Raw genomic sequence first — 26,783 nt, forward strand, 5'->3', positions numbered from 1 at the left:
GTGCCGTCGTAGCGCAGACTCGGAGCGAGCACTTTCCAGACCGGAGGATGGTTTTCATGATTGACCGGCCGTTGACGCTGATGGCAGTACACGCCCACCCCGACGACGAGGCCAGCGGAACCGGCGGTGTCCTCGCGCGGTACGCGGCGGAAGGCATCCGTACGGTCCTCGTCACGTGTACCGACGGCGGTTGCGGTGACGGACCTGGCGGTGTCAAGCCGGGCGACCCCGGGCACGACCCGGCGGCCGTCGCCGCGATGCGCCGACAGGAACTCGAGGCGAGCTGCGAGGTCCTGAAGGTCAGCCACCTGGAGCTGCTGGAGTTCGCCGACTCCGGGATGATGGGCTGGCCGACCAATGACGCACCCGGCTCGTTCTGGCGGACGCCGGTCGAGGACGGCGCCGCCCGCCTCGCCGAACTGATGCGCCACTACCAGCCCGATGTGGTCGTCACCTACGACGAGAACGGGTTCTACGGCCACCCCGACCACATCCAGGCACACCGCATCACGATGGCGGCACTGGAACTGACCGGGATGACGCCCAAGGTCTACTGGACGACGGCGCCGCACTCGATGATGCGGCGGTTCGGCGAGATCATGCGGGAGTTCGGCACGGACCGGGAGGAGCCCGAGCCCACCGAGGCCGCCGAACTGCCCGAGATCGGCCTCCCCGACGAGGAGATCACCACCTGGGTGGACACCACCGAGTTCGGCGACCAGAAGTTCGACGCCCTCGCCGCGCACGCCAGCCAGGGCGAGAACATCTTCTTCCTGCGCATGGGCAAGGAGCGTTTCAACGAGCTGTGGGGCGTGGAGACCTTCGTCCGGGTCAAGGACGCCACCGGCGCGGCCGTGCCGGAGACCGACCTCTTCGCCGGGCTGCGCTGACCCCCGGCGCGACTCGAACCGCTCGGCCCGCTCGGCCCGCTCCGACGGACCCGGCGCGGCTCGGCCCGTTCCGTGACACCCGCCGCCCGGTTCGCTCGACCTTCGGGTCGGGCGGGCCGGGCGGCGGTTTTGATCTCCGGCCCGAGGGCAGCCGCGGTCGGTGTTGCTTGCTACCGTGAATGTCCGGACATATCGGGGGGACACCATGACGGACTTTCACGTCAAACCGGCGGACATGCTGCTGTCGTCCGCCGGGTTCACCGACCTGCAGAACGCCGCCGCCCAGATCTACCGGAGCGTGGTGTTCGCCCTGGACGGCACCGCGGGCATGGCGGGCGACGACGAGGCCGGCACCGCCTTCGCCGCCACGTACGATCCGGCCGCGCAGAAGCTCGTCGACGCGATGGCCCAGGTCGTCGGCCAGCTCGGCCAGACCTCCAACGGCCTGTACACGATGGCGATCAACTACCTCCAGACCGACGCCGACATCGCGGCCTCGATGATGGCCCCGCAGAAGCTCCCGGAATCGGCCGACCCGCAGTGCGACGAGGAGGTCGCCAAGGCCAAGCTCCACTCCGCGGCCGGACACAACGACAGCGGCGCCGTCCACGACCTCCTCAAGAAGTTCTGGCCGCAGGGCGATCCGGGCAAGCTCCGCCAGGCCGCGAGCGACTGGAGGCACTTCGCGGAACTCGTCGGCAAACTCGGCACCGAAGGCGACAAGCGGGTTCTGCGCGTCACCGCCTCCAGCACCTCCGGCGCCGTCACCTCCTTCGCCCAGAACTGGGCCAAGGTGCACGACGGCAACGCCACCGAGGGCCCGCTGCTGAACAGCCTCGCCACCGCCGCGAACAAGCTCGGCCAGGCCTGCGAGTCGTACGCCAAACACGTCGAGGACCTGCGCGACAAGCTGGAGGACCTCGCGATCGCCGCCGGCGTCGTCGCCGGGGCCGGCCTCCTGCTGACCGTCTTCACGCTCGGCGGATCCGACGTGGCGGCGGCCGGCGGCGAGGCCGCGATCGTCGCCGAGGCCGGCACCGCGGCGGCCGCCATGACCGCGGCCGTCGAGGGCAGCGCGGAACTCGCCGTGCTGGCCGAGGCGGCGGCCGTGGTCGACTCCGCGGCGGCGAGCCTGATCCCCGTCGGCGCGGGCGTGGTCGCCGTGACGACCACCGCCGTCGTCCTGGCCGGGGCGACCGACGCCGCGGCCGCCCCCACGCCCAAGCCCCCGCCGTTCACCGTCACCCCCGGCATGCCGCCGCTGCCCCGCGACCCGAACAGCCCCTTCCCGGCGCTGTCGCCGCAGGACCAGGCCTCCGTCCGGGCGTGGATGACGCAGATGCAGCAGGACGGCCGTACCTTCCCGGCCCTGGGCCCCTCCGTCAAGGGCGATCCCAAGATCGACGCGCGCCGGGGCTACCAGGTACGGGTGGCCGGGTCGACCGAGTACCGGCTGTACACCACGGTGACCGACCCGGAGACCGGACGCGAGCTCGGCATGGACGCCGACGGTGTGCGCCCCGAGGACGGTGCGGCGATCGACGCCAAGTACATCGGCCAGCAGAAGAGTTGCAAGTCCCCGTTCCGGCTGGACAACGCCGACGGCGTCTTCGACTTCGTGTACGAGAACACGATGGACGGCGAGGCGAAGAAGCTGGACAAGTACGCGTCGGCGCTGACGGACCCCCGCAACAAGGTCAACCACCTGGAGCTGATCACCAACGACAGCAAGGCCAGCTCCTACTTCCAGGCCCTGATGACCGCCAAGGGCGTCACCGGCAACGTCCGCGTCGTACCGTGACCGTGACCGCGACCGAAGTACCCGGCCCGCACCCGACCGCACCCGACCCGCAGCACCGAGAGATAGCGAGAACACCCCGTGGGAGCCACCTTCTACGTCAGCGCCGACCGCGAGCAGGCCGGACCGTGGGCCTTCACCGGCGAACAGCTGAAGGACTGCGTCCGCCGCCACTGGCCGGACGCCACGGTGAGCGGCGCCTTCGAGCACTTCCTGGAGATCCACGCCGAGGTCGAGCCCGGCCGGTGGGCGGAGGTGTCGTACAACCTGCGGCACGGCGCCTTCTCCTTCGAGGACCGGGAACCGCACTCCGCGCCGCTCACCGTCATCTACGCGGCGCTGCACGAACTGGCGCCCGCCGTACCAGTGGTCTGGTGGGTCGACTACGACGCCGAGCTCGAGCCCCTCGACCTGGCCGGCGGCCGGGAGGCGTTCATCGACAGCTTCCCCGCCTAGGGTCCGCCTGCAGTCCGCCCGCCCGGGGTCCGTTCTCGACCGCCGGCCGGTCACCTGAGTTCGCGCTTGAGGATCTTGCCGGTGGCGGTCATCGGCAGGGTCTCGACGATCTCCACGACGCGCGGGTACTTGTGGCCGGCCATCTGCTCCCTGCCCCAGGCGATCAGTTCGTCGGGGGTGGCCCGGGCATCGGGGTTCAGGATGACGTACGCCTTGACCTCCTCGCCGTGGCTCTCGTGGGGCACGCCGACGACCGCGGCCAGGCCGATCGCGGGGTGCGTCATCAACACCTCCTCGATCTCGCGCGGGTACACGTTGAAGCCGCCCCGGATGATCATGTCCTTGGCGCGGTCGACGATGTAGTAGAAGCCGTCCGCGTCCCGGCGGGCCAGGTCGCCGGTGCGGAACCAGCCGTCCCTGATCGCGGCCGCGGTGGCCTCGGGCCGGTTGTGGTAGCCCTTCATGACGGCGTGGCCCTTGACCGCGATCTCGCCGACGGCGCCGGGCTCGGTGACCTCCGACCAGTCGGCGTCGATCAACATGAGCTCGACGCCCCAGATCGGCACGCCGATGGAACCGGGGCGCGGCTCGCGCTCGGGGTCGGAGAAGGTCACCACCGGCGAGGTCTCGGAGAGGCCGTAGCCCTCGAGGATCCGGATGCGGAACCGCCCCTCGACCCGGCTGAGGAGCTCCACCGGCATCGGGGCGCCACCGGAGACGCCGATGCGCAGGTTGCGGGCGATCCGGTCCACGTCGACGGCATCGGTGAGGGCGCCCAGCAGACCCCACCACATGGTCGGGACACCGGCGAAGAAGGTGATCTCCTCGGTGTTCATCAGCCGCACGACCTCCTCCGCGTCGAAGCGCGGCACCAGGTGGAGGGTCGCGGCCGTCGAGAAGCCGGTGTGCATCTGGACGGTGGAACCGAAGGTGTGGAACAGCGGCAGGCACAGGACGTGGCTGTCCGTGGCCGGCGTGCTCCGGAACATCCGGTTGCAGGCCAGCACGTTCATCACCGTGTTCACGTGGGAGAGTTCGGCGCCCTTGGGCTGACCGGTGGTGCCCGAGGTGTAGAGGATGACGGCGGTGTCGGTCGCCTCGGTGGCCACCGCGTCGAACACCGGGGACTTCCCGGCCAGCGCCGCGCCCATGGTCTCCGTCCCCTCGATCGGCGAGGGCGCGGCCGGATCGGCGGTGATCAGGAAGAAGTCCTCGCAGGTCCCGACCTCGTCGAACGCCTTCCGGCCCTCCTCGCCGATGGCCAGGCCCGGCGTCCCCTCGAAGCAGAAGTACGCCTTCACCTCGGCGTCGCGCAGATGATAGGCCACCTCCCGCGACTTGAGCAGGATGTTCAGCGGGACGACGACCCCGCCGGCCTTGAGGATGCCGTAGTAGACGACCGGGAACTGCGGCAGGTTCGGACAACTCAGCGCCACCCGGTCACCGGGCCGGATCCCCCGTTCCACGAGCAGGTTGGCGACCTGGTTCGCGGCGGCGTCGACCTGGGCGTAGGTGAGCCGCGTCGGGCCGAGGACCAACGCGTCACGGTCCGGGTGCGTACGGGCGGAATCCTCGAGCAGGACCGACAGGTTCAGCATGACACCTCCGAAGGTGCGGGTCCGGGCCGAGCGGCGGAGGGCTGCTCGGCCCGGCCCGGGACGGGTGGGACTCCTACGGTTCACGCGCGGTTCGGGCGCCGAAGCGGTGGGTGCGGTCGTCGGCGCGGCGCACCGCGACATCATCGTCCTCGGAGCGGATCACCGCTACAGGGCCCGCCTTCAACTCTCCTGCCGCGCGCCCACGCGTTCACGCGTCGCCCTTCGAACGGAGGAACCGCGCCGTATGCGGCCACCGTCATTCCGACGGGCCAGGCACGGATGCAGTCGGCGGGATGCCCGGTGTTCAGTGGGGAACGTGCCCCGGCGCCCGACTGATCGTCCGGTACCCGCACGCGGCCCGGTGTGATCCGGGCCTTCCATGGGGGGAATCGCACTCTGGAGACTTCCGATGAGCAAGGAACAGGCCAAGCCCGGCACCGAAGCGTCGACGATGAGCGGCGAGGCGATGAAAGTCCGGCACGGCCGGGTGACCGATCCGGCGTCCCGGGCGGCGCTCTACATGCCCGAGTGGATCGCCAACGAGATGGAGTCGGGCAAGTTCTTCCCGGCCACTCAGGGCGGTCTCGCCGACCCCGTCGCCCCCGACGACGTCCGGAACGACATCCCGCCGATGGACGGGCGGATCGCGAGCGCCAACCGCAAGGACGCCACGCAGCTGGACGAGCCGATGGACCCCGACGGCCGGGAGTGGCGGAGCCACGAGGTCGTCCCGGGCCAGTCCCTGGCCGTCGTGTGGAACTACGCCATGGCCCACAAGACCCGCCGGTGGAACTACTTCATCACGGAGGCGGACTGGGACCCGGCCAAGCCCCTGAGCAGGGCGCAGTTCGAGCCGAAGCCGTTCCACAGCGTGGAACTCACCTGCCAGCCGTACTGGTCCTGCGGCGAGGAGCTCAACCCGCCGATCCCGACCACGCACACCATGGTGCTGCCCACCCGCACGGGGCACCAGGTGCTCCTCGCGGTGTGGGAGGTCGCCGACACCGCCCGGGCCTTCTACCAGGTCATCGACCTGAAGTTCACGGGGACGCCGAGGTAGGCGGGAACAGGCCGATCTGCCCGCCACCTCGAAGCCGGGCACCTCTCCACCGCGCCCCCTGCCCGTCGACGGGCAGGGGGCGCGGCACTGCCCGTCGGGCCGGGGTCCGGCGAGCGTGGCCCGACGGCCGTCAGGGCGGCGCGGTGTCAGCCCTGGCAGAGGCCGCGGGCGTAGTCGACGGTCGCGGCGGCCTGCGAGTACTGCCACTGCGGGGCGAGCAGCTGCTGGTCGAGCTGCGCGGCGGCGGCGCGGTTCTCGACGACGTAGCCGAAGTCCTGCAGCCAGGCCGGGTAGAGGTTCTTGGAGCCGATGAAGAAGGCGGATCCGTCGACCGAGACCAGCTTGTGGTGCAGCGCGTAGGGGTGGCCGTCGGCCCAGGTCGGGGTGGCGGCGGCGCGGAAGGGGGCGAGCTGGAGGTTGTGGCACATGGTCGCCTTCGCCTGCGCCGGGTCGCCGAGGCGGGCGGTGAGGCGGGCGGCGAGGGTGTCGCTGATCTCGTTCAGGGACTTGATCTGCGAGTAGCCGCCGCTGCCGACCGTGCCCCGGTTGCCGGGGTCGCTGACCACGATGCGGACCTTGACGCCGTCGGCCATCTTGGCCGCGAGCAGGTCGAAGAGCCGCACGTCGTAGCGGGGCAGCGGCGGGCAGGTGCCGGTCACGTCCTGCTGGGAGATGTCGATGCGGCTGCCGGCGCTCGCGATCAGCGTGCGCAGGGCGGCCTCCTCCGGGTTGACGCTCGCGTAGTCGCGGTCGGCGTTGGTGTTGTCGTGCAGGCCGATCGGGCCGCACTTGACGTCGTCGGCGGCGGGCACCGGGTCCGGGCGGTAGGCGGAGGCGGAGTCCTTGTCGCGGATCCCGACGCCCAGGCCGCCGACGGCGATCACCGGCACTCCGCCGGTGGCGGGCACCTGAGCGGCCGACGGGTTGCGGCGCCGCTCCAGGTCGGGGGTGCAGGTGGCGCCGTGGGAGGAGGCGAACCAGGCGGCCGAGAACACCCCGGTGTTGCGGCAGGTCCAGTCCCACAGGGTGTCCAGGTAGGCGCCGGCGGAGGCGGCGGCCGGGCCGTTCAGCGCGAGGTCGACGTCGGTGACCGGGTGGGCGGTGTCGAGGTAGTCGTTCTTCCAGTTGTTGATCCCGCCGGTGATGACGCTCTGCCCGTCCACGACCAGCAGCTTGGAGTGGTTCCAGGAGAACGCGGTCTTGGCGGTGGTCATCGCGGCGACCTCGAGGGTGACCCGGCCGGCCGCGTCACCGAGCTTGGCCACCAGCTCGTCCCGGTACTTCGACGGCAGCGCGGTGATGTTGTACAGCGGCGCGGCCCCGGCGAGGATCCGCACGTGCGGCGCGTTGCCGGCGGCCACCGAGGCCTTGAGGCCGGCCACGATGGCGTCCTGGAACGCGCCGTCCGGGAACGGTGCGAGCGTCGATATGTCGACGGTCCGGGTGGCGCGCGCGATGTTCTCGCGCATGGTGTCGAGCAGCCGGCGGGTGCCGGTGCGCTCGGTGCAGGAGGGGTCGCCCCAGCAGCCGGGGGTCTGCAGCAGCCAGCCGCCCGGGTCGTCGGCCGGCGCGTCGAGCCGGTTGCCCGCCGTGCGCTGCCACACCGTCCCCTCCAGGCCGGGGGACACCTGACGCAACGCCTGTTCCACCGCGTCCAGGTGCGGGGTCGCGTCGGCTTGCGCGGCCGGCACGGGGGCCGACACCGTCGTCGCCGGGGCCGGGACCGGGGCGGGGGCCGGGTCGGCGAACGCGGGGGCGACGGGCAGCGCGCAGACGGTGGCGACGAGGGCCAGCGCCGATCCGGCAAGACGGCGTCCGGAACGGCGGGACTGGTGATCGAGCACGTACAGGTCCTTCATGAGGGGCCGGGGATGTTCACCCGAGCGACATCGTTGGATTACCCAAGAGTAACCTGATGTGATGTCAGGATCCTGCCAACGTACCGGCGCCACAGCTCGGAGCGGCCGGCCGCCCGCGCGGGAACGACCGCGCCCCGGACCGGAGTTGGCCGGCCCGGGGCGCGATCGGATTTTTCCCGCGGAGATCGGAATTCCCCGGTCGGGACCGGAATCCCCCGGTGGAGGTCGGAGTCCGGTCAGCCGTCGGTCTCCGCGGACGGCAGGTAGGCGCCGGGCACGTCGTTCGGCGCGTGGATCCCGGTCTCGCCCGGGTACGGCATGGTCCAGTTGTGCGTCTGGTACCAGACCAGGTGCTCCATCTGCGCCGGGTTCGCGTGGTCCGGCACCGCGTTCGGTCCGGTCAGCCGCTGCTGCGACTTCCAGGCCTCCCACTGGGCCGCGACGGCCTGCTCCGCCGCCGGCGGCGCGGTCGTGGCGGGCACCGCCGCCGCGCGGAGGTCCTGCGCCCCGGGCACGTCGACGCCGCACGGGGGCGGTGTCTTCAGGCCGTCGGTCAGCGAGGTCCGGTTGGGCACCGCCGTGTACGGCGTGTAGTCCGGTGTGCGGGTGAAGGCCGTGGCCATCGGGCTGGCCGCGCTGTCCTTCTGGTTCATCGGGCGGATCCCGAGGATCTGCTCGATGGTGCGGACCATGGTGATCTGCGTGTAGTAGCGGCTGTCGACGGCCCCGTGCTGCGCCCACGGGCTGATGATCTGGATCGGCGCGCGGTGCCCGTCCACGTGGTCGAGGCCCGCCTGGGAGTCGTCCTCGACGACGAAGACCGCCGAGTCCTTCCAGTACTCGCTGTGCGAGATCTCGTCGACGATCTTCCCGGTCGCCAGGTCGTTGTCGGCGACCTGCGCGGCCGGGCCGGCCGGACCGCCGGTGTGGTCGCTGGACAGCCACAGCATGTTGAGGTCGGCCGGGCCGTTCTGCTCGAAGTCCTGCTTCCAGATCTGGTACCGGTACAGGTCCGGCACGCTGGTGTCGAACTTGGGGAAGCCGGGCACCGACACGCTGTTGAGCGACGGGATCGGCGACGACGAGTTCAGCGTGTACGCGCTGCCCTGGCCGCTCCCGTCCATGGACTTGGCGTCGCAGTACAGGTTCTGCCAGCTCGCGTCGGCCGGCTTGGTCAGGAACTGGTGGAACTCCCCGAAGTCGCGCACCGTCCGGCCCGCCGCCTGCGCGCCCGTCCACAGGAAGCCCGTCCGCTGGTGGCCCAGCGCGTCGTCCTCGGTGTCGTAACTGCGCTCGTACTCGCCCGCCGAGGACTCGGTGTACTCCGGATTGTCGGCCTGCATCAGCCAGTTGTGGCCCTCGGCGGAGTTCGTGCCGATGTCGTAGGTGTTGTCGTAGAGCCCGAACTGCTCGGCCAGCGCGTGCTGGTTCGGCGTCACGTTCACGCCGAACTGGGCCAGCTTCGGATCGCCGTTGGCCTTCGCCACGTCGCCGAAGAGCTGGTCGTAGGTCCGGTTCTCCTTGACGATCAGGAAGACGTGCTTGATCGGCGAGGGATCGCCGATCCGGTTCGGGACCGGCACCGCCTTCGCCTTGTGGCCGTTCGCCGTCCTGACCGCGCCGTTGGTCCAGCCGTTCTGCCGGAAGACGTCGGCGGTCCGGGAGCGGATCTCCCGGTCGCCGGGCAGGGTGAACTGGGTCAGGCTGGAGGTGGTGTCGTGGGTCTTGTGCGCGCCGGTGCTGTCTGGCCGCCGCGCGTCGATGCCACGGGTGTTGGAGACGACCACCTTCGAGCCGACCGTGGCGATCTCCGCCGGGAAGTAGTCCGTCGGCAGCAGGCCGACGTAGCCGACCGGCTCCTGCGCGCCGGTGAGGCGGTAGACGGCCACCGCGTTGGCGCGGCCCAGGGTGACCAGCAGCCGCCCGTCGTCGGTGAGCGTCACCGCGGTCGGCTCGTAGCCCACCGAGGCCTCCGGCCACGGCTTGGTCGAGACGGTCTGGACGACCCTGCCGTGCGCGGTGTCGATCACCGACACCTCGTCGCTTCCGGTGTCGGTGACGAACAGGACGCCGTTCTTGGCGTACACCGCCGTCGGGTGCAGGCCGACGGCGATGGACCGGACGGCGGCGGCCGGGTCCGCGAGGTCGATCACGCTGACGGTGCCGGTGGTCGTGGCACCGGTCGCCGGATCGGCCGGCACCTGCGTGCCGTAGGAGTTGAGCGTGTCGTCGTCGGCCGTGGCCGCGCGCCCGCCCTCGTTGGCCACGTACAGCTGGTGGCCGACCCGCGCGATGCCGCGCGGGGCGTTGCCCACCGTCCAGCTGTGCCGGATCGCGCCGCTCGCCGCGTCGATGGCGACCACCCGGTTCTGCCCGTTGACCGCCGCGTACACCGTCGAGCCGTCGGCGGAGAAGACCGCCCCCGACGCCAGCGCGTGCTGGTCGCCCTCGGCCGGGATCGGCACCGCCACCGGGGCGGCCAGGGTTCCGTCGGCGTTCACGGAGAACCTGGTGTAGCCGTCGAGCCGGCCCAGCCACAGCTGCTTGCCGTCCGGCGAGTACACCGGGGACTCCTGGCCGACCGCACCGCTGGGGATGCGCAGTTCGTCCACCGCGGCGGTGCCGACGCGCTGCCGCACCTTCCCGGTCTTCAGGTCCACCACGACCAGCGCCGCGTCTCCGTCGGCGACCGAGGCCGCCAGGTGACCGCCGTCCGGGCTGACCGCGGACCCCATCAGTTTGCCGTCGTCGACCACCGACCGGCTGCCGTACGGGGCGAGGTACTGGTCGCTGGAAATGACCTGGCCGTCGGCGGTGACCTGGCCGACCTGGTCCGTGCCGAACTGATGGGTGGTCGCGAAAGCCGTGCCCGTGGCCACGGCCACCGCCGTGACGCAGGCCGTGACGAGTGTGGCGCGGCGGCCCGCACGGCGGCCGCGAAGGACGAAGTGCTCCTTCTGGGAACGTCGACGACGCGTTACCTGCATGGCGTCAGCCCTTCCTTGGGTTAGGTGGGTTCGGTGCGATCGGCGGGTTCGTTCAGGTGGAGAGCAGGTCGACCTGGCCGTCGAACTGCCACAGCGGATTCGGCGCGTCCCCGGACGGGGTCCGCACCAGGAAGTAGCCGTTCACGTCCTTCGGCCCGTCCCCGTCGGCCATCAGCCGCCCGTCCGAGGCCACGTCGAGCTGGTAGATCGCCGTCCCCGGCGCGTCCGTACCGGGCAGGTGCCAGGTGACGACACAGCGCCAGTCGTTGCCCGGCCCCTCCGGGTCGACCTGGCCGCCGCTGCGGTCGCACGCCGCCGTGACCCGCAGCTGCTCCTCCGTGACGGCCGGGCGGTGCAGTTGCTCGGTCTGCAGCCGGTACAGGTGCGCGAACACGGTGGCCACCGACCGCTGCACCTTCGCCTGCGAGATCCCCGAGCCCGTCGAGGGCGTGGCCGCGGCGACCGCCCCGAAGGTCAGCGCGAGCAGCCCGGCCAGCGGCAGCACTCCGAAGGCGAGCGCGCGGCGCCCCACGCCGTCCTCGCTGCCGGTGGTGAAGTCCCGCCGTACGAACAGCAGGTAGGCCGCCCCGGCCGCCACCGCGGCCCAGACCAGGCTGACCGCGACGGCGACCAGCAGCTCGTCGAGCCGTACGGGGCCGGCGAACAGCCCGTTCCAGGACACGAAGGCGTAGCCGGGCAGTGCCAGGCGCAGCGCCACCGGCAGCGGCAGCATCTGCGCGAGCTGCATCGCGACCGCCGCCACCGCGGGGACGAGCAGCCCCATCGGCGAGCGCCCCAGCAGTACGGAGCCGAGCAGCCCGAGCGCGGCCAGCGCCAGCGTGGGCGCCAGCGCGCACCCCCACGCCAGCAGCACGCTCCCGGCCGCGTCCGCCGGCGACAGCGGGTGCCCGTCGACGCCGACCAGCGGACCGTTCCCGACCGCCGCCAGGCCACCGACCGTGCCCGAGGCCACCAACCCGGCCACCAGCAGCACGATGACGGTGGTGCTCGCCAGCGCCTTCGCCGCGAAGATCCGCCGCGGCGAGCGGACCGTCACCAGCAGGTGCCGCCAGGTCCCGAGCCGGTCCTCGGCCGCGAACACGTCACCCGCCACCACCGAGGTCAGCAGCGGCAGCGCCCACGAACCCGAGAACCCCAGCACGACCAGCGGGCCGGCCCAGCCCGTGGCGTGCATCCAGCGGCCGAACAGCGTGTCGGACGGCAGCGTCCCCTGCTGCGCCACCGCAGCCACGAACAGCCCCGGCCCGATCCAACAGGCCAGCATCAGCAACCGGATCCGCCACTGCGAGACCAGCTTCACCAGCTCGAAGCGGTACACGCGGCGCACCGGCACCCGGCTCGCGTCGGGTACGGCACCGACGCCCACGACGGCCGTGCTCACGGCTTCCCCTCCTCCTGCCGCCCGGTCAGGGCGAGGTACGCGGCCTCCAACGGCGGCACCACGGGCGCGACCTCGCGCACCCGCACCCCGGCGCGCACCAGCGCGGCCACCAACTCCTCGACGGCCGGGCCCGACGCGCGCACCACCAGCGCCCCGGCCCCGCCCGACGTCCCGCCCCGCGACCCGGCCTCCGTCACCGCCCGCACCCCCGCGACCCCGGCGGCCACCCGGCGCGCGGCCCCGGGATCGGAGGTGAGCAGGCGGTGGTCCGACGCGCGGCTCTCCGCCACCAGCCCGCCCAGCGGGCCGGAGTAGCGGACCCGCCCGGTCCCGAGGATCGTGACCTCGTCGCACAGCGCCTCGAGGTCGTCCATGCGGTGACCGGACAGCACGACGGTCACCCCGTCGTCCGCGAGCCGCCGCAGCGCCCCGTGCACATGCTGCTTGCCCGCCGGGTCCAGGCCGTTGGACGGCTCGTCGAGCACCAGCAGCCGCGGATCCGTGAGCAGCGCCGCCGCCAGCCCGAGCCGCTGCCGCATCCCCAGCGAGAACCCGCGGACCCGGTCGTCGGCGACCTCCGTCAGCCCGACCTCGGCCAGCACCTCGTCGATCCGCCCCGCCTCCGTGCCCGGCCCGCGCAGCGCCGCCAGCGCGGCCAGGTTCCTGCGCGCGGTCAGCGACGGGTACAGCCCGGGCCCGTCCACGAACCCGGCCACCCCGGGCGGCGCCGCCGACACCCGCCCGACCGGCCGGCCCAGCACCTCCAACTCGCCGCCGTCGGCGACGGCCAGCCCGAGCAGCAGCCCGAGCAGCGTCGTCTTCCCCGCGCCGTTCGGCCCGGCCAGCCCGTGGATCCGGCCGGACGCCAGCTCCAGGCCGACCCCGTCGAGCGCCACGACGTCACCGAAGCACTTCGTCAAAGCTCGTGCGCGTACGGCCGGTTGAGTCTCGTTCATAGCCCCTTCTCGCAGTTCCCCAGGGAACGTAGGGCCATGACGGGGCACAGTCAGGAGCGGGCGCTTGAACACCGGTGGAACATCCGGCAGGTACGCCGTGGAGGCCACCGCGGAGAACGGCCGGGAGCGGCCCGGCCCTCGACGCGGCTCAGTCCTCCCCGGGCCGCCCGCGTTGCGTCTACCCCTCCTCCGCGCCCAACCCTATGGTGAGTGCATGGTTATGGCACCAGCCGAGGACGTCGGGCCGTTCGGCGACGGCGCGTGCGCCGGGAACCGGATTGCTGAGGCCGACCGCGGGATCGAGCGCTACCTGGACCGGCTCTGCCCGCCCGCCCCCGGCGGACTGGCCGTGTGGCTCCCGGACGGGCACGGCGGCGGTCTGTCGGCCGACACCGCGCACGCCCTCGACCGCCGCCTGCACCAGGCCCTCGCCGAGCCCGTGCGGCACATGGTGGACGCGGGCGGGCAACGGTGGCGTCCCACCCTGCTGATGCGGATCGTCGACCTGCTCGGCGGCGACGGCGACCGCTTCGGCGTCCTCGCGGCCGCCCTGGAACTCGCCCACACCGGCTCCCTGGTCGTCGACGACATCCAGGACGGATCGACGATGCGCCGCGCCAAACCGGCCGCACACGCGGTGTACGGCCTGCCCGCCGCCCTGAACGCGGGCACCTGCGCCTACTTCGCCTTCGACCGGGCCATCGGCCTGTGCGCCGCCGACGACCCGGCGCTGCAGGGCCGGATGCGCGAAGCCCTGCTCGCGGCCCTGCGGGCGGCCCACGCCGGACAGGCCCTCGACATCCAGGGCCACCACCCCGAGCTGGACCGGGCCCTGGCCGCCGGCGACAACGGCCCGCTGCTGGAGCTGGTGCTCGCCACCCACCGGCTGAAGTCCGGTGCCCTGGTGGGGGCGTGCTGCCAGATCGCCGCGATCGCCGCCGACGTCGGCCCGGCCCTGAACCGGGCACTGCTGGACTGGGGGTCCGCGATCGGCACCGCCTACCAGATCGCCGACGACGTCGCCGACCTGCGCGGCGTCACGGGCGAGGACGGCACCCTCACGAAGCACGTCGCCGAGGACCTGCGCAACGCCAAGGTGACCCTGCCACTGGCCCACGCCGTCACCCTGCTCCCCCGCCCCACCGCCGAGGCCCTGTGGACCACGATCCGCGACGGCGACGCGGCCGAAGCCGACATCCACGAAGCCCGCCACACCCTGCTGGCGTGCGGCGCCGTCGATGCGAGCGAACGCGACGCCGACCGGCTGTGCGCCGACGCCTGGCGGGCACTCGAACCCCTGCTGCCACCCGGCCCGGACACCGCCCGCCTCCACGCCATCGGCCGCGGCGCCGTACGCGCCCGCCGGATCGCCTGACCCGGCTCCTGCTGTCGCCCGTACGGACGTGGGGCGCCTGTGAGAACGTCAGGACGTTCCGGAATCCGCGGTCAGCGCCGTCAACAGGGGTGCCAGGAAGCGCTGTTCGAGCCTGCCCGGTGGCAGCCGCTCGGGTTCGACGTAGCTCTGCGCCAGGCCGCCCTCGCGGATCGCGATCAGCAGGCGGGCGACTTCGTCGGGGTCCGCGGTGAGGGTGCGTCCGGCCCGGGCCAGGTGGTCGGTGAGGGCACGGGCGAGTTGGGCGCGCAGCCGGGCGTCGTGCTGGGCGAGCACCCAGGCGGCCTGGGGGTCGCGGATGGCGTGCAGGGTGAACTCGGTGGTGACCAGGTACCAGTCGCGTTCGGCCGGTTCGACCTCGCAGAGGACGTCGACCAGGGCCTGCACGGTGAGGTCCTCGGTGGTGATGGAGTCGACCAGTTCGGTCATCCGCCGGACGATCCGGTCGCTGTGCGCGTCGAACAGCGCGAGGAACAGTTCCTCCTTGCTGCTGAAGTTGGAGTAGAACGCGCCTCGGGTGTAGCCGGCCCGCTCACAGATCTGCTCGATGGTGGCGGCGCGGAACCCGTGCGCGGCGAAGGTCTCCAGTGCGGCCTGGAGCAGTGCCGCACGGGTGCGCGGACGTCGCTTGGTCTCACCCTTGGGCATCGGTGGCGTCCCGGTTCGGTCGGATGGCGGCCGGTCGGATCCAGCGGTTCCGGCAGATCTGTCAGTTCCATCAGACCGGTCGGCTTCATCGGATCCATTGGCGTATCGGATACATCATTGTATCTTCTGGGCCATGAGCACCCCACCGCCTTCCGGCGCGGGCAACCCGCTGCCCGCCGCGCTCGCCGCCGCCGTCGGACCGCTGCCCGCCGGAGTCACCCTGCCGCTGCCGCCGAGCTTCGATTCGGTGGCGGACGAGCGCCGCTACCGCAAGGAACAACTCGCCGCCGGCTTCCGGCTGTTCGGCCGGTTCGGCTTCTCCGAGGGGGTGGCCGGGCACATCACCGTGCGCGACCCGGAGCACCCCGACCGCTTCTGGGTGAACCCGTTCGGGATGCCCTTCGGCATGATCAAGGCCTCGGACCTGATCCTCGTCGACCACGAGGGCACCCTGCTGCACGGCAACCGGCCGGTGAACCGCGCCGCGTTCGTGATCCACTCCCAGGTGCACGCGGCCCGCCCGGACGCGATCGCGGCCGCCCACGCGCACTCGCTGCACGGGAAGGCCTTCTCCAGCCTCGGCATCACGCTCGACCCGCTCACCCAGGACGCCTGCGCGTTCTTCGAGGACCACGGGCTGTACAGCGACTACCGCGGCGTGGTGAACGAGGTCGACGAGGGCAAGCGGATCGCGGCCGCGCTCGGCGCGCACAAGGCGGTGATCCTGCAGAACCACGGACTGCTGACGGTCGGCCGGTCGGTCGCCGAGGCGGTCTGGTGGTTCGTCACGATGGAACGCTCCTGCCAGGCCCAGCTGCTCGCCATGGCGGCCGGGACGCCCAAGCACATCGACCGGGAGACGGCGCTGATCACCCGCGGGCAGATCGGCAGCCACCTGGCCGGCTGGTTCCAGGCGCAGCCGCTCTTCGAGCAGATCGGCGCGACCGACCCGGACCTGGTCGACTGACCCCGCCTCGCCCCCGTCTCCCATCCCCCGAACCCGTCTCCCATCCCCCGAACCGCCGGCTGCCAGAAGGACGCTACGAGTGAGCAAGGAACCACGGATCGCGGTCTTCGGCGCCGGCAGCATCGGCTGCCACCTCGGGGGCATGCTGGCCGGCGCGGCAAACGTCACGCTGATCGGCCGGCCGGCCGCGATGGCCGCCGTCGAACGGGACGGGCTGACGCTGACCGGCCCCGGCCACGCACGGCGGGAGGTGCGCGAGCTGACCGTCGCCACCGACGCGGCCGCCGCCGCGACGGCGGACTACGTGCTGGTGACCGTCAAGTCCGCCGACACCCGCGCGGCGGCGCGCGAGCTGGCCGGGCGGCTGGCGGCCCACGCGGTCGTGATCAGCTTCCAGAACGGCCTGCACAACCCCGAGGAGCTGCGGGCGGAGCTGCCGGGCCACCGGGTGCTCGCCGGGATGCTCCCGTACAACGTGCTGCGCAGCGGTCCGGCCGCCGTCCACCAGGGCAGCGGGGGTGCGCTCATGGTCGAGGACGCCCCGGCGGCCCACCGGTTCGCGGCGGCGGCCCGGGCCGGCGGGCTGAGTCTGGCGCTGCGCGCGGACATGCCCGCCGTGCAGGCCACGAAGCTGCTGATGAACCTGAACAACGCGGTGAACGCCCTGTCCGGACTGCCGCTACGCGAGGAGCTCGGCGCCCGGGCGTACCGCGCCTGCCTGGCCCGGTGCCAGCGGGAGGCGCTCGCCGCGTTCCGGGCGGCCGGGATCACGCCCGCCCGGCTCGGCCCGGTGCCACCGCGCTGGATGCCCCGGGTGCTCGGGCTGCCCGACGCGCTCTTCCGGCGGGTGGCCGCCGCCAGTCTGCGGATCGACGCCCGGGCCCGCTCGTCCATGTGGGAGGACCTGCAGCGCGGCCGACCGACCGAGATCGATTCACTGCAGGGCGAGGTGATCGCGCTCGCCGCGCGGAACGGCCTGGCGGCACCGGCCAACGCCCGGCTGGCCGCGCTGGTCCGCGAGGCCGAGCGGGCCGGTCCGGGCGGCGCGCGGCGGTGGTCGGGCCCGGAACTGCTGGCGGCACTCGACCCGCGGGATGCTTGACAAGCTCAACCTTTCAGGCCTAGCGTCGCCATCGTTATTTCATGCGATGAACCATTGGGGCGCGCAAGCCCTCCCAAGGCGCCGCGAGGCCCGCACTCCCCGGAGACACGTTCATGACCCCGCACGACCACAGCACGGCCGTCAGCGCCGAGACCACCCGCTTCGTCGCCGCCGTCCGGCACGCCGACCCGTCGCTCCCGGTGCCCAGCTGCCCCGGCTGGACCCTCGCCGACCTCGTCCGCCACGCCGGCAGCGTGCAGCGCTGGTTCACCGTCCTGCTCCGGCAGCGGATCCAGGAGCCGCCGCGCAGCCGCGACGTCGACCTGCAGCTGCCCGAACGGGCGGAGGACTACCCGGCCTGGCTGGCCGAGGCCGCCGAGCAGGCCGCCCAGGCGTTCGCCGAGACCGACCTCGACGCGCCGATGTGGGCCTGGGGCGCCGACCAGCACGCCCGGTTCTGGGTCCGCCGGATGCTGTTCGAGACCCTCGTCCACCGCGTCGACGCCGAACTCGCGCTCGGCCTCACCCCGGACATCGACCCGGCCCTCGCCGCCGACGGCGTGGCCGAGTTCCTCACCAACCTGCCCTTCGCCGCGATCTTCGCGCCCAAGACCGCCGAGCTGCGCGCCGACGACCGGACCGTCCGCTTCGCCAGCACCGACGGCGAGGGCGACTGGCTGGTCCGGCTGCGCCCCGACGGCTTCGCCCTCGCACAGGAGGCCGCGGACCCGGCCACCGCGGACGCGACCGTCCAGGCCACCGCCGCCGACCTGCTGCTCATGCTCTACGGCCGGCTCGACCGCAGCGCCGACCGCGTCGACGTGTCCGGCGACGACGCGCTGCTGGCCCACTGGTTCGCCAACTCCGCCTTCTGACATCCACGAAAGCACCCCGGCCGGCCAACGAGGCGTCCGCCGAACAGGCGACGCGTGACTCGCGACGGCCGGCAGTGGACGCTGACGTGCTACGCGGCGAGGCGTGACCGGACCCGGTTTTTCCGGGTCCGGTCCCACGGACGTCGGGTGGATCAGGCCGTCGCGGCGAGGGTGCCGTCGAAGGTGGCGGCCGCGAGGCCGAAGGACAGGGTCATCCCGATGCCCGAGGTGACCGAGATGGCGCGGACTCCCGGTGCCAGGTCGCGCACCAGCAGGGGGCCGCGGGGGCTGCTGGCGTAGACGCCCTGCCAGCGTTCGAGGATCCGCAGGCGTTCCACGCCCAGGACCCGGGCGACCGCGCCGGTCAGCAGTTCGTGGGTGTGCTCGTCGATGAACGGCGGGGTGGTGGCGTCGTAGTGGTGCGAGTCGCCGAGCAGCACCGTGCCGTCCGGGAGGCGGGCGAACATCACGTTGGCACCGATCTCGAGCAGTTCGGCGCTGTGCCCCTGGACCTCCTCCCGCAGCCGGGCGGCGGACGCGCGGGTGGTGAAGGCGTCGTAGCGGAGCATCGACGTGGCCGTCAGCACCGCGGAGTCGGTGCGGAAGCCGGCCGGGGCGGCGGCCCGCGCCATGGTGAGGCGGCAGCGCTGGATCTCGTGGTCCTCGGCGATGTCGGGGAACAGGTAGTCCAGGTCGTGGCCGACGCAGATCAGGATCCGGTCGCCGTGGACCGGGCCGCGTGTGGTGTGGACCGTCCCGGGTTCGACGCCGGTGACGGCGGTGCCCCACAGGACCCGGCCGCGCGGCTGTTCGGCCACCCAGCGGGCCAGGCCGGGCGCCGCCTCGCGCGGGTTCACCCGCAGGTCGGCGGGCAGGAGCGCGCCGCCGGCCAGGTCGCCCGCGTCGCCGTCCGCGCGCCCGAGCAGCGACGCCGTCTGTGCCGCGGTGCGCAGTTCGACGGCGTCGCCGCCGCGCTCGGCGCGCAGTTCCTCCAGCACGGCCGCCTCGGTCGCCGACCGGGCCACCACCAGGGTGCCGGCCTCCGCGGCCCAGATCCCGGCGGCCTCGGCGGCGCGCAGCCAGCCGGGCCGGGAGCGCTGGGCGAGGGCGAGCAGGTCGCCGTCCTGGGCGCTGATGCAGCAGTGGCCGAAGTTGCGGACCGAGGCGCCGACGGGCTGCCGGTCGCGGTCGACGACGGTGACGGACAGCCCGCTGCTCAGTGCCTCGAAGGCGTGGGCGAGGCCGATGATGCCGGCGCCGACGATGACCACGTCGCTGCGGCCGGGTGTGCCGGGCGTGCACGGACGGGAGGCGGCGGAGGCGGGTGTGGGTGCTGTGCTGCTGCTCATGGCTCCAGATTCCGGGCTCGGCGACCTCAACGTCAAGAGGTGTCTATACAAGTTACCGTCCGTTCATCCGGTCGACGAACACCGGAGGGGAACGGTTGACCTGGGAAACGCCCAGATGGGCCCACCTTGAGAAGTCCCGCCGCCGAGTGTCATAGTCGACTTGTGAAGACAAGTGAGGACCCCCCTCTCCACCAACGACTCGGCGCCGAGTTCCAGCGCCGCATCGAGTCCGGCGAGTGGCCCGAGGGCCGGCCGGTGCCCAGCGAGTCGCAGCTCTGCGCCGAGTTCGGCACCTCCCGCGGCCCGGTCCGCCAAGCCCTCGCCATGCTGCGCCACGAGGGCAGCCTGACCGGCGGACGCGGGAAGCCGCCCGTCGCCCGCCGCACGGCGCCCTCCCAGCCGTTCGGCACCTTCCTGTCCTTCACCCAGTGGGCCCGCAGCATCGGCCGCGAGCCCGGGCAGACGACCGTCGAGGTGGCCCGCCGCCGTGCGTCCCCGGAGGCAGCGGCCCGGCTCGGCCTCGCCGAGGGCGCGCCGGTCGTCGAACTCGTCCGGCTGCGGCTGCTGGACGACGTCCCGGCCATGCTGGAGCGCTCCACCTTCGTCCACGAGGTCGGCCGCATCCTCTTCGACTTCGACCCGGACACCGGGTCCGTCTACGAGGAACTGCTGCGCCGCGACGTCGACCTGCACCACGCCCGGCACACCATCGACGCCGTCGCCGCCGAGCCGCACGACGCCGAACTCCTCCGGGTCGCCGTCGGCGACCCACTGCTGCGCGTGCGGCGGCTCACGACGTCGAGCCGGGGCGTGCCGCTGGAGGACGCCGACGACCGCTACCTGCCCGCCATGGCCACCTTCACCATCGAGAACACCATCGAAGGCCGTACCGTCATCGGCCGCTACCGCACCGAAGAGGACTGACACCGTGATCGAGCTCGCCGCCCTGGACATGGCCGGTACCACCGTCAACGAGGCCGGTGCCGTCTACCGGGCGCTGCGCACCGCCGTCGAACGGACCGGCGTGGCCGTCTCCGAGGCCGACCTGCAGACCTGGATGGGCACCGACAAGCGCGAGGCCATCGCCGCCCTGGTCCGTCTCGGCGGTGGCACCCCGACCCCCGAGCTCGTCGAGGACGGCTACGCGGCCTTCGCGGCGTTCCTGCGCGAGGCCTACCGGGCCACTCCCCCGCAGGCCATCCCCGGCGTCGAGGCCACCCTGGCCGAGCTGCGCCGACGCGGCATCAAGGTGGCCCTGACCACCGGCTTCAGCGACGACGTCGCGTACCCGCTGCTGGAGTCGCTCGGCTGGTCGGTCGGCGAGGGCGGCAACCTCGACGCGGTCGTCACCTCGGACGAGGTCCCGCGCGGGCGCCCGGCGCCGCACATGATCCACCGGGCGATGGAGAAGACCGGGGTCATCGACACCCGCCGGGTGCTGGCCGCCGGCGACACCGTCGTGGACGTCGAGGCCGGCGCCAACGCCGGGGCCGGCGTGGTCATCGGCGTGCTGACCGGGGAGCTCACCCGCGGCGACTTCGAGGGACACCCGCACACCTACGTGCTGGACAGCGTCGCCGACATCCCCTCGCTCCCCGAGGCCCGGCCCACGGCCTGACCCCACCGTCACGACCACCGTACGAGCCGCCGGGGGCACCTCCGCCCCGGCGGCTCGTACGCGCGTCCGCCGTCCCGGGCCCGGCCGTGGCGCTACGCCTGCAGCAGCGCCTGGTAGGCGTGCAGCGGCGCGTCGTCGTCCAGCGGGGCGATCGCGGCGACGTAGCCGTCCGGGCGGACCATGATCCGGCCGCCGTTCGGCAGGCCGTAGCGGGCGGCCGTGTGGCCGTCGGGGTCCTGGAACACGGCGTCGTAGCCCGTCGCGGCGGTGGCGGCGGCACCGACCAGCAGTTGACGCACCGTCACGCCGCTCACCGGTGCGGGTGCCGAGCCGTTGACCGCCACGGTGAGCAGTACGTGCGCGTGCGCTTCGGCGAGCGCCGCGCGCAGCTCCGGGCCGGCCGCGGGGAGGTGGTCGCCGGCGTGCAGTTCGCCGCTGCCCCGGCCCCGGACGACGATCGGGCTCTTCCGGTACGCGACCGCGGTCTCCTCGGTGCGGTCGGCCATCGCCTGGCGGACCGGGGCGAGGCCGGTGAGCAGGTGCATCCCCTTGTTGCGCAGCTTCTGCGCGATCGGGTTGGCGAGGGTGGCGACCCGGGTGAGCGTGCCGGCGAACTGGATCACCTGGGCTCCGACCGGGTGGCGCTCCGCGTGGTAGCTGTCCAGCAGGGTCGGGCCGGCCTGGCCGGTGCTGACGAGGGCGAGCTTCCAGGCGAGGTTGTGGGCGTCCTGGATGCCGGTGTTCATGCCCTGGCCGCCGGCCGGGCTGTGTACGTGCGCCGCGTCGCCGGCCAGCAGGACCCGGCCGACCCGGTACTCGGGCACCTGGGCGTGGTGCACTTCGAAGACGGTGAGCCAGCGGGAGTCGCGGATGCGGATCGGGCGCTCGGCGCGCTCGTCCACCACTTGCCGCAGCCACTCCTGGGTGGCGGTGCGCTCCTCGTCCGTGGGGATGTTCGCGATCAGTCGCAGCCGGTCGCCCTCCATGGGGAAGACCAGCAGCGGGCCGTCGTGCGGCGAGAAGAAGGTGTACATGCTGTGCGGGTCGAGGTCGTGGTCGGCGTTCACGTCGCCCATCAGGAACTTCTCGCCCTTGAACTTCCCGGCCAGGGCACTGCCGACCAGTTTGCGTGCCTGGCTGTGCCCGCCGTCGGCGCCCACCAGCCAGCCGGTGCCGGCCGTCTCCTGGCGCCCGTCGGCGTGCTCCAGCACCACCTGGACACCGTGCTCGTCCTGCGTGAGACCGGTCAGGGTCACCTCGCGCTCGACGGTGACGCCGTGCTCGGCGAGCGCCTTGGTGAGGATGCGCTCGGTCTCGGTCTGCGCGATGGTCACCGAGTACGGGAACGGGCTGTCCACCAGGTCGAGTGCGATCCGGGCGACCACCTCGCCGTCCGCGTGCATCTCCATCCCGGTGGTCCGGACGCCGGCCCGGATCAGCACGTCCACCAGGCCCAGCCGCTCGAACATCTCCAGGCTGCGGGCGTGCACGATGATGGCGCGCGATTCCGTGGTGGGCTCCGCCAGCCGGTCCACGATCCGCACCGGCACCCTCCGCCTGGCCAGCTCCAACGCAGCGGTCAGCCCCACCGGGCCCGCACCTACGACGATGATCGGGTCGCTCATCAGTAGTCCTCAGGTTCGTGCCGACGGCGGATGGACCGGACGGATCGTCAGCCGCGTTGCCTGTCAGCTTGATCGGCGGGAAGCTTATCGATCACCCGTGCGATTTCCATCCCATTTCCACGTACTCGTCGGGGAACGCCACGCGGCGATCCGTTCCGCGGTCTCGGACGCCAGGCCTTACGGATCGCTGACACCGTCCCGTCGCGACGGCCCGGCGGGCAGATCGCCCGGTAGCGTCCCAGGTCATGAGGATTCTGGTCACCGGCGGCGCCGGGTTCATCGGTTCGACGGTCGTGCGCGCTCTGGTCGCCACGGGCCACGAGGTCCGGGTGCTGGACGCACTGCTGCCCGCCGTCCACCCTTCGGGGTCGGCTCCCGGCCTGCCGGCCGGCGTCGACTTCCGGCACGGCGACGTACGGGACGCGGCAGCGGTGGAGCGCGCCCTGGCCGGGGTGGACGCGGTCTGCCACCAGGCGGCGATGGTCGGTCTCGGGCTCGACCTCGACGACGCACCCGCGTACGCCGGCTGCAACGACCTCGGCACGGCGGTGCTCCTGTCCGCGATGGCGCGCGCGGGAGTGCGGAACCTGGTCCTGGCCGGATCGATGGTGGTCTACGGCGAGGGCCGGTACGCGTGTCCGGAGCACGGGACCGTGGCGCCCGGTCCACGGCGCCCGGAGGATCTCGACGCGGGCCGGTTCGAGCCGCCGTGCCCGGCGTGCGGGGCCCCGCTCCGGCCGGGCCTGGTGGCGGAGGACGCACCGGGTGATCCCCGTAACGTGTACGCCGCGACCAAGCTCGCCCAGGAGCACCTGGCCGCCGCCTGGGCCCGCGCCTGCGGCGGATCCGTCCGGACGCTGCGCTACCACAACGTCTACGGCCCGGGCATGCCGCGCGACACCCCGTACGCCGGGGTGGCCTCGCTGTTCCGCTCCGCGCTCGCCCGTGGTGAGGCTCCCCGGGTGTTCGAGGACGGCGGCCAGCGCCGGGACTTCGTCCACGTCGACGACGTCGCGGCGGCGAACCTCGCCGCCCTGGAGGACGTCCGCGGCGGGCTGCCGGGCCGCGCCCGGGCGTACAACGTGGGCAGTGGGGAGGTGCGCACCATCGGCGAGATGGCCGAGGCGCTGGCCGACGCCCACGGCGGACCGGCGCCGGTGGTGACCGGCGAGTACCGGCTCGGGGACGTCCGGCACATCACCGCCGACTCCTCCCGGCTGCGGGCGGAGCTGGGCTGGCGAGCCCGGGTGCCGTTCCGTGCGGGGATGGCCGAGTTCGCCGCCGCGGCCCTGCGGACCTGACTACCCGGGCGCCGCCGGGAGCGCGATCTCGAAGCAGCAGCCTCCGGCGACGTTGTGCACCCTGGCCCGGCCGGAGTGGGCCTCGACGATGCCGCGGACGATGGCCAGGCCGAGCCCGGCCCCGCTGTCCCCGCCCTCTCCGGGATCGCGCCGTGGCGTCCGGGCGGCGCTGCCGCGCCAGCCGGTCTCGAACACGCGGGAGAGGTCCTGTTCCGGGATTCCTCCGCAGCCGTCGGTGACCGAGAGGACGACCTCGTCCACCTCCCGGCGGGCCGAGACCGCCACGACGCCGTCCTCGGGCGTCGAGCGGATCGCGTTGACGAGGAGGTTGCCCAGCACCCGGGTGATCTCGCGGCTGTCCACCTCGACCGGCTCGGCGGCGACCTGGCGGCCCTCCAGCCGGACGCCGCGCCGGCGGGCCAGGGGGTGGGCGCCGGCCAGTGCGTCGTCGACCAGGTCGTAGACGGACACCCGGGACACCGACAGGGACAGCGCGCCGGCCTGGATGCGGGAGAGTTCGAAGAGGTCGTCGACCATCCCGGTGAGCCGCTCCACCTCGGTGCGGATCCGCGTGAGGTACTGCTCCGGCTCGTCGGCCACTCCGTCCTCCAGGGCTTCGGCCATGGCGCGCAGCCCGGCGAGCGGGGTACGCAGGTCGTGGGAGATCCAGGCGATCAGCTCGCGCCGCGAGGCGTCCAGCGCCCGTGCCCGGGCCCGGGACTCGGCGAGCCGGGCGCTGGTCGCGGCGAGTTCCTCACTGAGCTGGGCCAGTTCGAGCCCGAGCGGGTGGTCCGGCGCGGTGAAGCCGGCGTCGCTCCCGACCGTGCGGGCGGCCGCGGTCAGGGCGCGGCTGCCCGCCACCACCTGGCGTCCGAGCAGCGCGGCCGTGAGCAGCGAGACCACGGACGCCATGCCGAGGACGGTTATCACCACCCCAAGGTCGTGCCCGGACAGGAACATCGCCTGGGCGACGGCGAACGTCCCGGAGGTGACGGCGAGGACGGTGACGACGGCCACGCAGAAGAGCGAGAGCGCCACCGAGCGCCGGCGCAGCAGCCGCACGGCCAGCCAGCCGAGCAGGCCGGCGCCGGTGGCGCCGAGCCCCGCGAACAGGGCGATCAGCAGCAGGTCCTTCACGCCGGGCCGTCCGTCTCGTCCGTCTGGTCAGCCTTGTCCGTCTTGTCGGCCATGGGGTCGTAGCGGTATCCGACGCCCCAGACCGTGGTGATCAGTGTCGGTGCGGCGGGATCGTCCTCGACCTTCTCGCGCAGCCGGCGGACGTGGACGGTGACGGTGGACAGGTCGCCGAAGTCCCAGCCCCAGACCCGCTGCATCAGCTCCTGCCGGGTGAAGACCGTCCGGGGGTTCCGGAGGAGGAAGGCAAGCAGGTCGAACTCCCGCAGGGTGAGCAGGAGTTCACGCCCCCTGCGGTCGGCTCGGCGGGCCCGCGGGTCGAGCGTGATGTCCCCGGACACCATCCGCACGGGAGACGGCGCCGGGGAAGCCCCGGCGCGGGAGCGGCGCAGCACGGACTGGACGCGCAGGACGAGTTCCCGCGGGCTGAAGGGCTTGGTGACGTAGTCGTCGGCGCCCAGTTCCAGGCCGAGGATGCGGTCGGCCTCGTCGCCCTTGGCAGTGAGCATGATCACCGGGAGGTCGGCGCCGTCCTCGGTCGCGCGCAGCCTGCGCAGGATCTCCAGCCCGTCGATCCCGGGGAGCATGAGGTCCAGGACCAGGAGGTCGGGCCGGTGGGCGCGGGCCAGGTCCAGGCCTCGGTCGCCGTCGCAGGCCCGGTCGACGTGGTGGCCGGCCCGGGTGAGGTAGCCGGCGACGACCTCGCCCACGGTGAGGTCGTCGTCGATCACCAGGATGCGGGCGGGGTCCGGTGGGCCGGCGGAGGCGGGGCTGTCGTTCACGTCGCCGAGGATACGAGGCGTGGCCGCCGTGGGGTGCCCCACCCTGGTCGACGTTCGTGTTCCGTAAGATCGCGGCTCCGGCCGCACGCCGGTCCCTCCGCCGGCGAGCTGACGTAGGACTTCCGTAAGGGCGCGGTTCGGCCGCCACCGACCCACCCGCCCCTAGCGTGGCCGACGTGACCTCTCCGACTCCCCCGTTGCCGGGTGCCGATGCGACCTCTCCGACTCCCCCGTCGCCGGGTGCCGATCTGATCCTGCCGTGCCTGGACGAGGCCGAGGCCCTGCCTTGGGTGCTGCGGCGCGTCCCCCCGGGCTGGCGGGCGATCGTCGTCGACAACGGCTCCCGCGACGGCTCGGCCGAGCTGGCGCGCTCGCTGGGCGCGACCGTCGTCGAGGAACCGCGACGCGGCTTCGGCGCCGCGTGCCACGCCGGGCTGCTCGCCGCCACCGCCGAGCTCGTCTGCTTCATGGACTGCGACGGCTCGCTGGATCCCGCCCAGCTGCCGCGGGTCGCCGCTCCCGTCCTCGCCGGCTCCGCGGACCTGGTGCTGGGCCGACGCCGCCCCGCGACCGCCGGGGCGTGGCCGCCGCACGCCCGCCTGGCCAACGCGTTCCTGGCGCGCCGGCTGCGGGCGAGGACGGGAGCGCCGCTGCACGACCTCGGGCCGATGCGGGCCGCCCGCCGTGACCGGCTGCTGGCCCTGGGCCTGGGCGACCGCCGCTCCGGCTACCCCCTGGAGATGGTGCTCGCCGCGTCGGCGGCCGGGATGCGGATCGCCGAGACGCCCGTCGACTACCTGCCCCGCGCGGGTCGCTCCAAGGTCACCGGAACCGTGCGCGGCACCCGGCAGGCCGTCCGCGACATGCGGGCCGTCCTGGCCGCACCGGCCCCGACCCTGCTGGTGATCGCCAAATCGCCGGTCCCGGGCCGGGTCAAGACCCGCCTCACCCCGCCCTGCACACCCGAGCAGGCGGCGGCGCTG

At 73.1% G+C, this 26,783-nt stretch carries 21 protein-coding genes and 1 pseudogene; 12 read left to right on the forward strand and 10 right to left on the reverse strand.

Annotated features, from left to right (window positions below; translation table 11 throughout):
- The first annotated feature begins 56 nt into the window (after positions 1 to 56).
- The 3 genes from ACZ51D_RS01030 (at position 57) to ACZ51D_RS01040 (ending at position 3,144) form a co-directional block, all read left to right on the forward strand.
- Positions 57 to 890, forward strand: a complete 834-nt coding sequence (locus ACZ51D_RS01030) for a PIG-L family deacetylase (protein WP_465614808.1) — start codon at positions 57 to 59, stop codon at positions 888 to 890.
- Between the two features lie 205 nt (positions 891 to 1,095).
- Positions 1,096 to 2,691, forward strand: coding sequence for a restriction endonuclease fold toxin-2 domain-containing protein (locus tag ACZ51D_RS01035; protein ID WP_465660682.1), 1,596 nt, complete (start codon positions 1,096 to 1,098; stop codon positions 2,689 to 2,691).
- 78 nt (positions 2,692 to 2,769) lie between these two features.
- Entirely contained in the window at positions 2,770 to 3,144 is a 375-nt protein-coding gene (locus ACZ51D_RS01040; RefSeq protein ID WP_465614806.1) for a hypothetical protein, read from the forward strand.
- A gap of 50 nt (positions 3,145 to 3,194) precedes the next feature.
- Here the strand turns inward: ACZ51D_RS01040 and ACZ51D_RS01045 are convergent, their stop codons facing one another.
- The gene (locus ACZ51D_RS01045; protein WP_465660684.1) at positions 3,195 to 4,742 is read right to left on the reverse strand and encodes a long-chain-fatty-acid--CoA ligase; all 1,548 of its coding nucleotides are present in this window, start codon (positions 4,740 to 4,742) and stop codon (positions 3,195 to 3,197) included.
- Positions 4,743 to 5,151: 409 nt separating this feature from the next.
- Between ACZ51D_RS01045 and ACZ51D_RS01050 the strand changes: the two genes are divergently transcribed.
- A complete protein-coding gene (locus ACZ51D_RS01050) occupies positions 5,152 to 5,802 on the forward strand; it encodes a lytic polysaccharide monooxygenase auxiliary activity family 9 protein (protein WP_465614804.1) in 651 nt (216 codons plus the stop codon).
- Between the two features lie 146 nt (positions 5,803 to 5,948).
- On the opposite strand, the gene ACZ51D_RS01055 is transcribed toward ACZ51D_RS01050, so the two are convergent.
- The 4 genes from ACZ51D_RS01055 to ACZ51D_RS01070 form a co-directional block, all read right to left on the reverse strand.
- A complete protein-coding gene (locus ACZ51D_RS01055; protein WP_465660686.1) occupies positions 5,949 to 7,646 on the reverse strand; it encodes a phospholipase D-like domain-containing protein in 1,698 nt (565 codons plus the stop codon).
- A gap of 251 nt (positions 7,647 to 7,897) precedes the next feature.
- Positions 7,898 to 10,648, reverse strand: coding sequence for a bifunctional YncE family protein/alkaline phosphatase family protein (locus ACZ51D_RS01060; protein WP_465660688.1), 2,751 nt, complete (start codon positions 10,646 to 10,648; stop codon positions 7,898 to 7,900).
- 52 nt (positions 10,649 to 10,700) lie between these two features.
- Entirely contained in the window at positions 10,701 to 12,050 is a 1,350-nt protein-coding gene (locus tag ACZ51D_RS01065) for an ABC transporter permease (protein ID WP_465660690.1), read from the reverse strand.
- Positions 12,047 to 13,006, reverse strand: coding sequence for an ABC transporter ATP-binding protein (locus ACZ51D_RS01070; RefSeq protein WP_465614800.1), 960 nt, complete (start codon positions 13,004 to 13,006; stop codon positions 12,047 to 12,049). The genes ACZ51D_RS01065 and ACZ51D_RS01070 overlap by 4 nt, the downstream gene beginning before the upstream one ends.
- Before the next feature lie 214 nt (positions 13,007 to 13,220).
- Here ACZ51D_RS01070 and ACZ51D_RS01075 point away from each other — a divergent pair, with 214 nt between their 5' ends.
- Entirely contained in the window at positions 13,221 to 14,381 is a 1,161-nt protein-coding gene (locus ACZ51D_RS01075) for a polyprenyl synthetase family protein (protein ID WP_465660692.1), read from the forward strand.
- Positions 14,382 to 14,429: 48 nt separating this feature from the next.
- Here the strand turns inward: ACZ51D_RS01075 and ACZ51D_RS01080 are convergent, their stop codons facing one another.
- Positions 14,430 to 15,047 (reverse strand): TetR/AcrR family transcriptional regulator, encoded by a 618-nt coding sequence (locus ACZ51D_RS01080; RefSeq protein ID WP_360501363.1) that lies wholly within the window; start codon positions 15,045 to 15,047, stop codon positions 14,430 to 14,432.
- 133 nt (positions 15,048 to 15,180) lie between these two features.
- Between ACZ51D_RS01080 and ACZ51D_RS01085 the strand changes: the two genes are divergently transcribed.
- The 3 genes from ACZ51D_RS01085 to ACZ51D_RS01095 all read left to right on the forward strand — a co-directional run bounded on the left by ACZ51D_RS01085 (position 15,181) and on the right by ACZ51D_RS01095 (position 17,991).
- The gene (locus ACZ51D_RS01085) at positions 15,181 to 16,014 is read left to right on the forward strand and encodes a class II aldolase/adducin family protein (protein WP_465614798.1); all 834 of its coding nucleotides are present in this window, start codon (positions 15,181 to 15,183) and stop codon (positions 16,012 to 16,014) included.
- Positions 16,015 to 16,093: 79 nt separating this feature from the next.
- Entirely contained in the window at positions 16,094 to 17,116 is a 1,023-nt protein-coding gene (locus ACZ51D_RS01090; protein WP_465660694.1) for a 2-dehydropantoate 2-reductase, read from the forward strand.
- A 113-nt stretch (positions 17,117 to 17,229) separates the two neighbouring features.
- Positions 17,230 to 17,991 carry a maleylpyruvate isomerase family mycothiol-dependent enzyme gene (locus tag ACZ51D_RS01095; protein ID WP_465660696.1) on the forward strand — a complete coding sequence of 254 codons (762 nt, stop codon included), beginning with the start codon at positions 17,230 to 17,232 and terminating at the stop codon, positions 17,989 to 17,991.
- A gap of 152 nt (positions 17,992 to 18,143) precedes the next feature.
- On the opposite strand, the gene ACZ51D_RS01100 is transcribed toward ACZ51D_RS01095, so the two are convergent.
- A complete protein-coding gene (locus ACZ51D_RS01100; protein ID WP_465660698.1) occupies positions 18,144 to 19,340 on the reverse strand; it encodes a TIGR03364 family FAD-dependent oxidoreductase in 1,197 nt (398 codons plus the stop codon).
- Positions 19,341 to 19,502: 162 nt separating this feature from the next.
- Between ACZ51D_RS01100 and ACZ51D_RS01105 the strand changes: the two genes are divergently transcribed.
- On the forward strand, positions 19,503 to 20,264 hold the full coding sequence (locus ACZ51D_RS01105) for a GntR family transcriptional regulator (RefSeq protein WP_465660700.1): 762 nt from the start codon (positions 19,503 to 19,505) through the stop codon (positions 20,262 to 20,264).
- A gap of 4 nt (positions 20,265 to 20,268) precedes the next feature.
- Positions 20,269 to 20,958: a phosphonatase-like hydrolase gene (locus tag ACZ51D_RS01110; protein WP_465660702.1), complete on the forward strand. Its 690-nt coding sequence runs from the start codon at positions 20,269 to 20,271 to the stop codon at positions 20,956 to 20,958.
- 92 nt (positions 20,959 to 21,050) lie between these two features.
- On the opposite strand, the gene ACZ51D_RS01115 is transcribed toward ACZ51D_RS01110, so the two are convergent.
- A complete protein-coding gene (locus tag ACZ51D_RS01115) occupies positions 21,051 to 22,583 on the reverse strand; it encodes an FAD-dependent monooxygenase (RefSeq protein ID WP_465660704.1) in 1,533 nt (510 codons plus the stop codon).
- A 245-nt stretch (positions 22,584 to 22,828) separates the two neighbouring features.
- On the opposite strand from ACZ51D_RS01115, the gene ACZ51D_RS01120 reads away from it, so the two are divergent.
- Entirely contained in the window at positions 22,829 to 23,884 is a 1,056-nt protein-coding gene (locus ACZ51D_RS01120) for an NAD-dependent epimerase/dehydratase family protein (protein ID WP_465614791.1), read from the forward strand.
- On the opposite strand, the gene ACZ51D_RS01125 is transcribed toward ACZ51D_RS01120, so the two are convergent.
- Complete coding sequence (locus ACZ51D_RS01125) at positions 23,885 to 25,021, reverse strand: sensor histidine kinase (protein WP_360501338.1); 1,137 nt, start codon at positions 25,019 to 25,021, stop codon at positions 23,885 to 23,887.
- The gene (locus ACZ51D_RS01130; protein WP_465660706.1) at positions 25,018 to 25,800 is read right to left on the reverse strand and encodes a response regulator transcription factor; all 783 of its coding nucleotides are present in this window, start codon (positions 25,798 to 25,800) and stop codon (positions 25,018 to 25,020) included. The genes ACZ51D_RS01125 and ACZ51D_RS01130 overlap by 4 nt, the downstream gene beginning before the upstream one ends.
- Positions 25,801 to 25,997: 197 nt before the next feature.
- Between ACZ51D_RS01130 and ACZ51D_RS01135 the strand changes: the two are divergent.
- Positions 25,998 to 26,729: pseudogene (locus ACZ51D_RS01135) on the forward strand (glycosyltransferase family 2 protein); the annotation flags it as partial.
- Positions 26,730 to 26,783: the final 54 nt, after the last annotated feature.

It is taken from the genome of Kitasatospora sp. NPDC033851 (assembly GCF_055576085.1).

What these genes read in the sequence shown, in the direction of transcription:
- ACZ51D_RS01030 (WP_465614808.1), top strand. Translation starts at nt 57, where the DNA reads ATGATTGACCGGCCGTTGACGCTGATGGCAGTACACGCCCACCCCGAC.
- ACZ51D_RS01035 (WP_465660682.1), top strand. Translation starts at nt 1,096, where the DNA reads ATGACGGACTTTCACGTCAAACCGGCGGACATGCTGCTGTCGTCCGCC.
- ACZ51D_RS01045 (WP_465660684.1), bottom strand. Translation starts at nt 4,742, where the DNA reads ATGCTGAACCTGTCGGTCCTGCTCGAGGATTCCGCCCGTACGCACCCG.
- ACZ51D_RS01050 (WP_465614804.1), top strand. Translation starts at nt 5,152, where the DNA reads ATGAGCAAGGAACAGGCCAAGCCCGGCACCGAAGCGTCGACGATGAGC.
- ACZ51D_RS01060 (WP_465660688.1), bottom strand. Translation starts at nt 10,648, where the DNA reads ATGCAGGTAACGCGTCGTCGACGTTCCCAGAAGGAGCACTTCGTCCTT.
- ACZ51D_RS01070 (WP_465614800.1), bottom strand. Translation starts at nt 13,006, where the DNA reads ATGAACGAGACTCAACCGGCCGTACGCGCACGAGCTTTGACGAAGTGC.
- ACZ51D_RS01075 (WP_465660692.1), top strand. Translation starts at nt 13,221, where the DNA reads ATGGTTATGGCACCAGCCGAGGACGTCGGGCCGTTCGGCGACGGCGCG.
- ACZ51D_RS01080 (WP_360501363.1), bottom strand. Translation starts at nt 15,047, where the DNA reads ATGCCCAAGGGTGAGACCAAGCGACGTCCGCGCACCCGTGCGGCACTG.
- ACZ51D_RS01085 (WP_465614798.1), top strand. Translation starts at nt 15,181, where the DNA reads ATGAGCACCCCACCGCCTTCCGGCGCGGGCAACCCGCTGCCCGCCGCG.
- ACZ51D_RS01095 (WP_465660696.1), top strand. Translation starts at nt 17,230, where the DNA reads ATGACCCCGCACGACCACAGCACGGCCGTCAGCGCCGAGACCACCCGC.
- ACZ51D_RS01100 (WP_465660698.1), bottom strand. Translation starts at nt 19,340, where the DNA reads ATGAGCAGCAGCACAGCACCCACACCCGCCTCCGCCGCCTCCCGTCCG.
- ACZ51D_RS01115 (WP_465660704.1), bottom strand. Translation starts at nt 22,583, where the DNA reads ATGAGCGACCCGATCATCGTCGTAGGTGCGGGCCCGGTGGGGCTGACC.
- ACZ51D_RS01120 (WP_465614791.1), top strand. Translation starts at nt 22,829, where the DNA reads ATGAGGATTCTGGTCACCGGCGGCGCCGGGTTCATCGGTTCGACGGTC.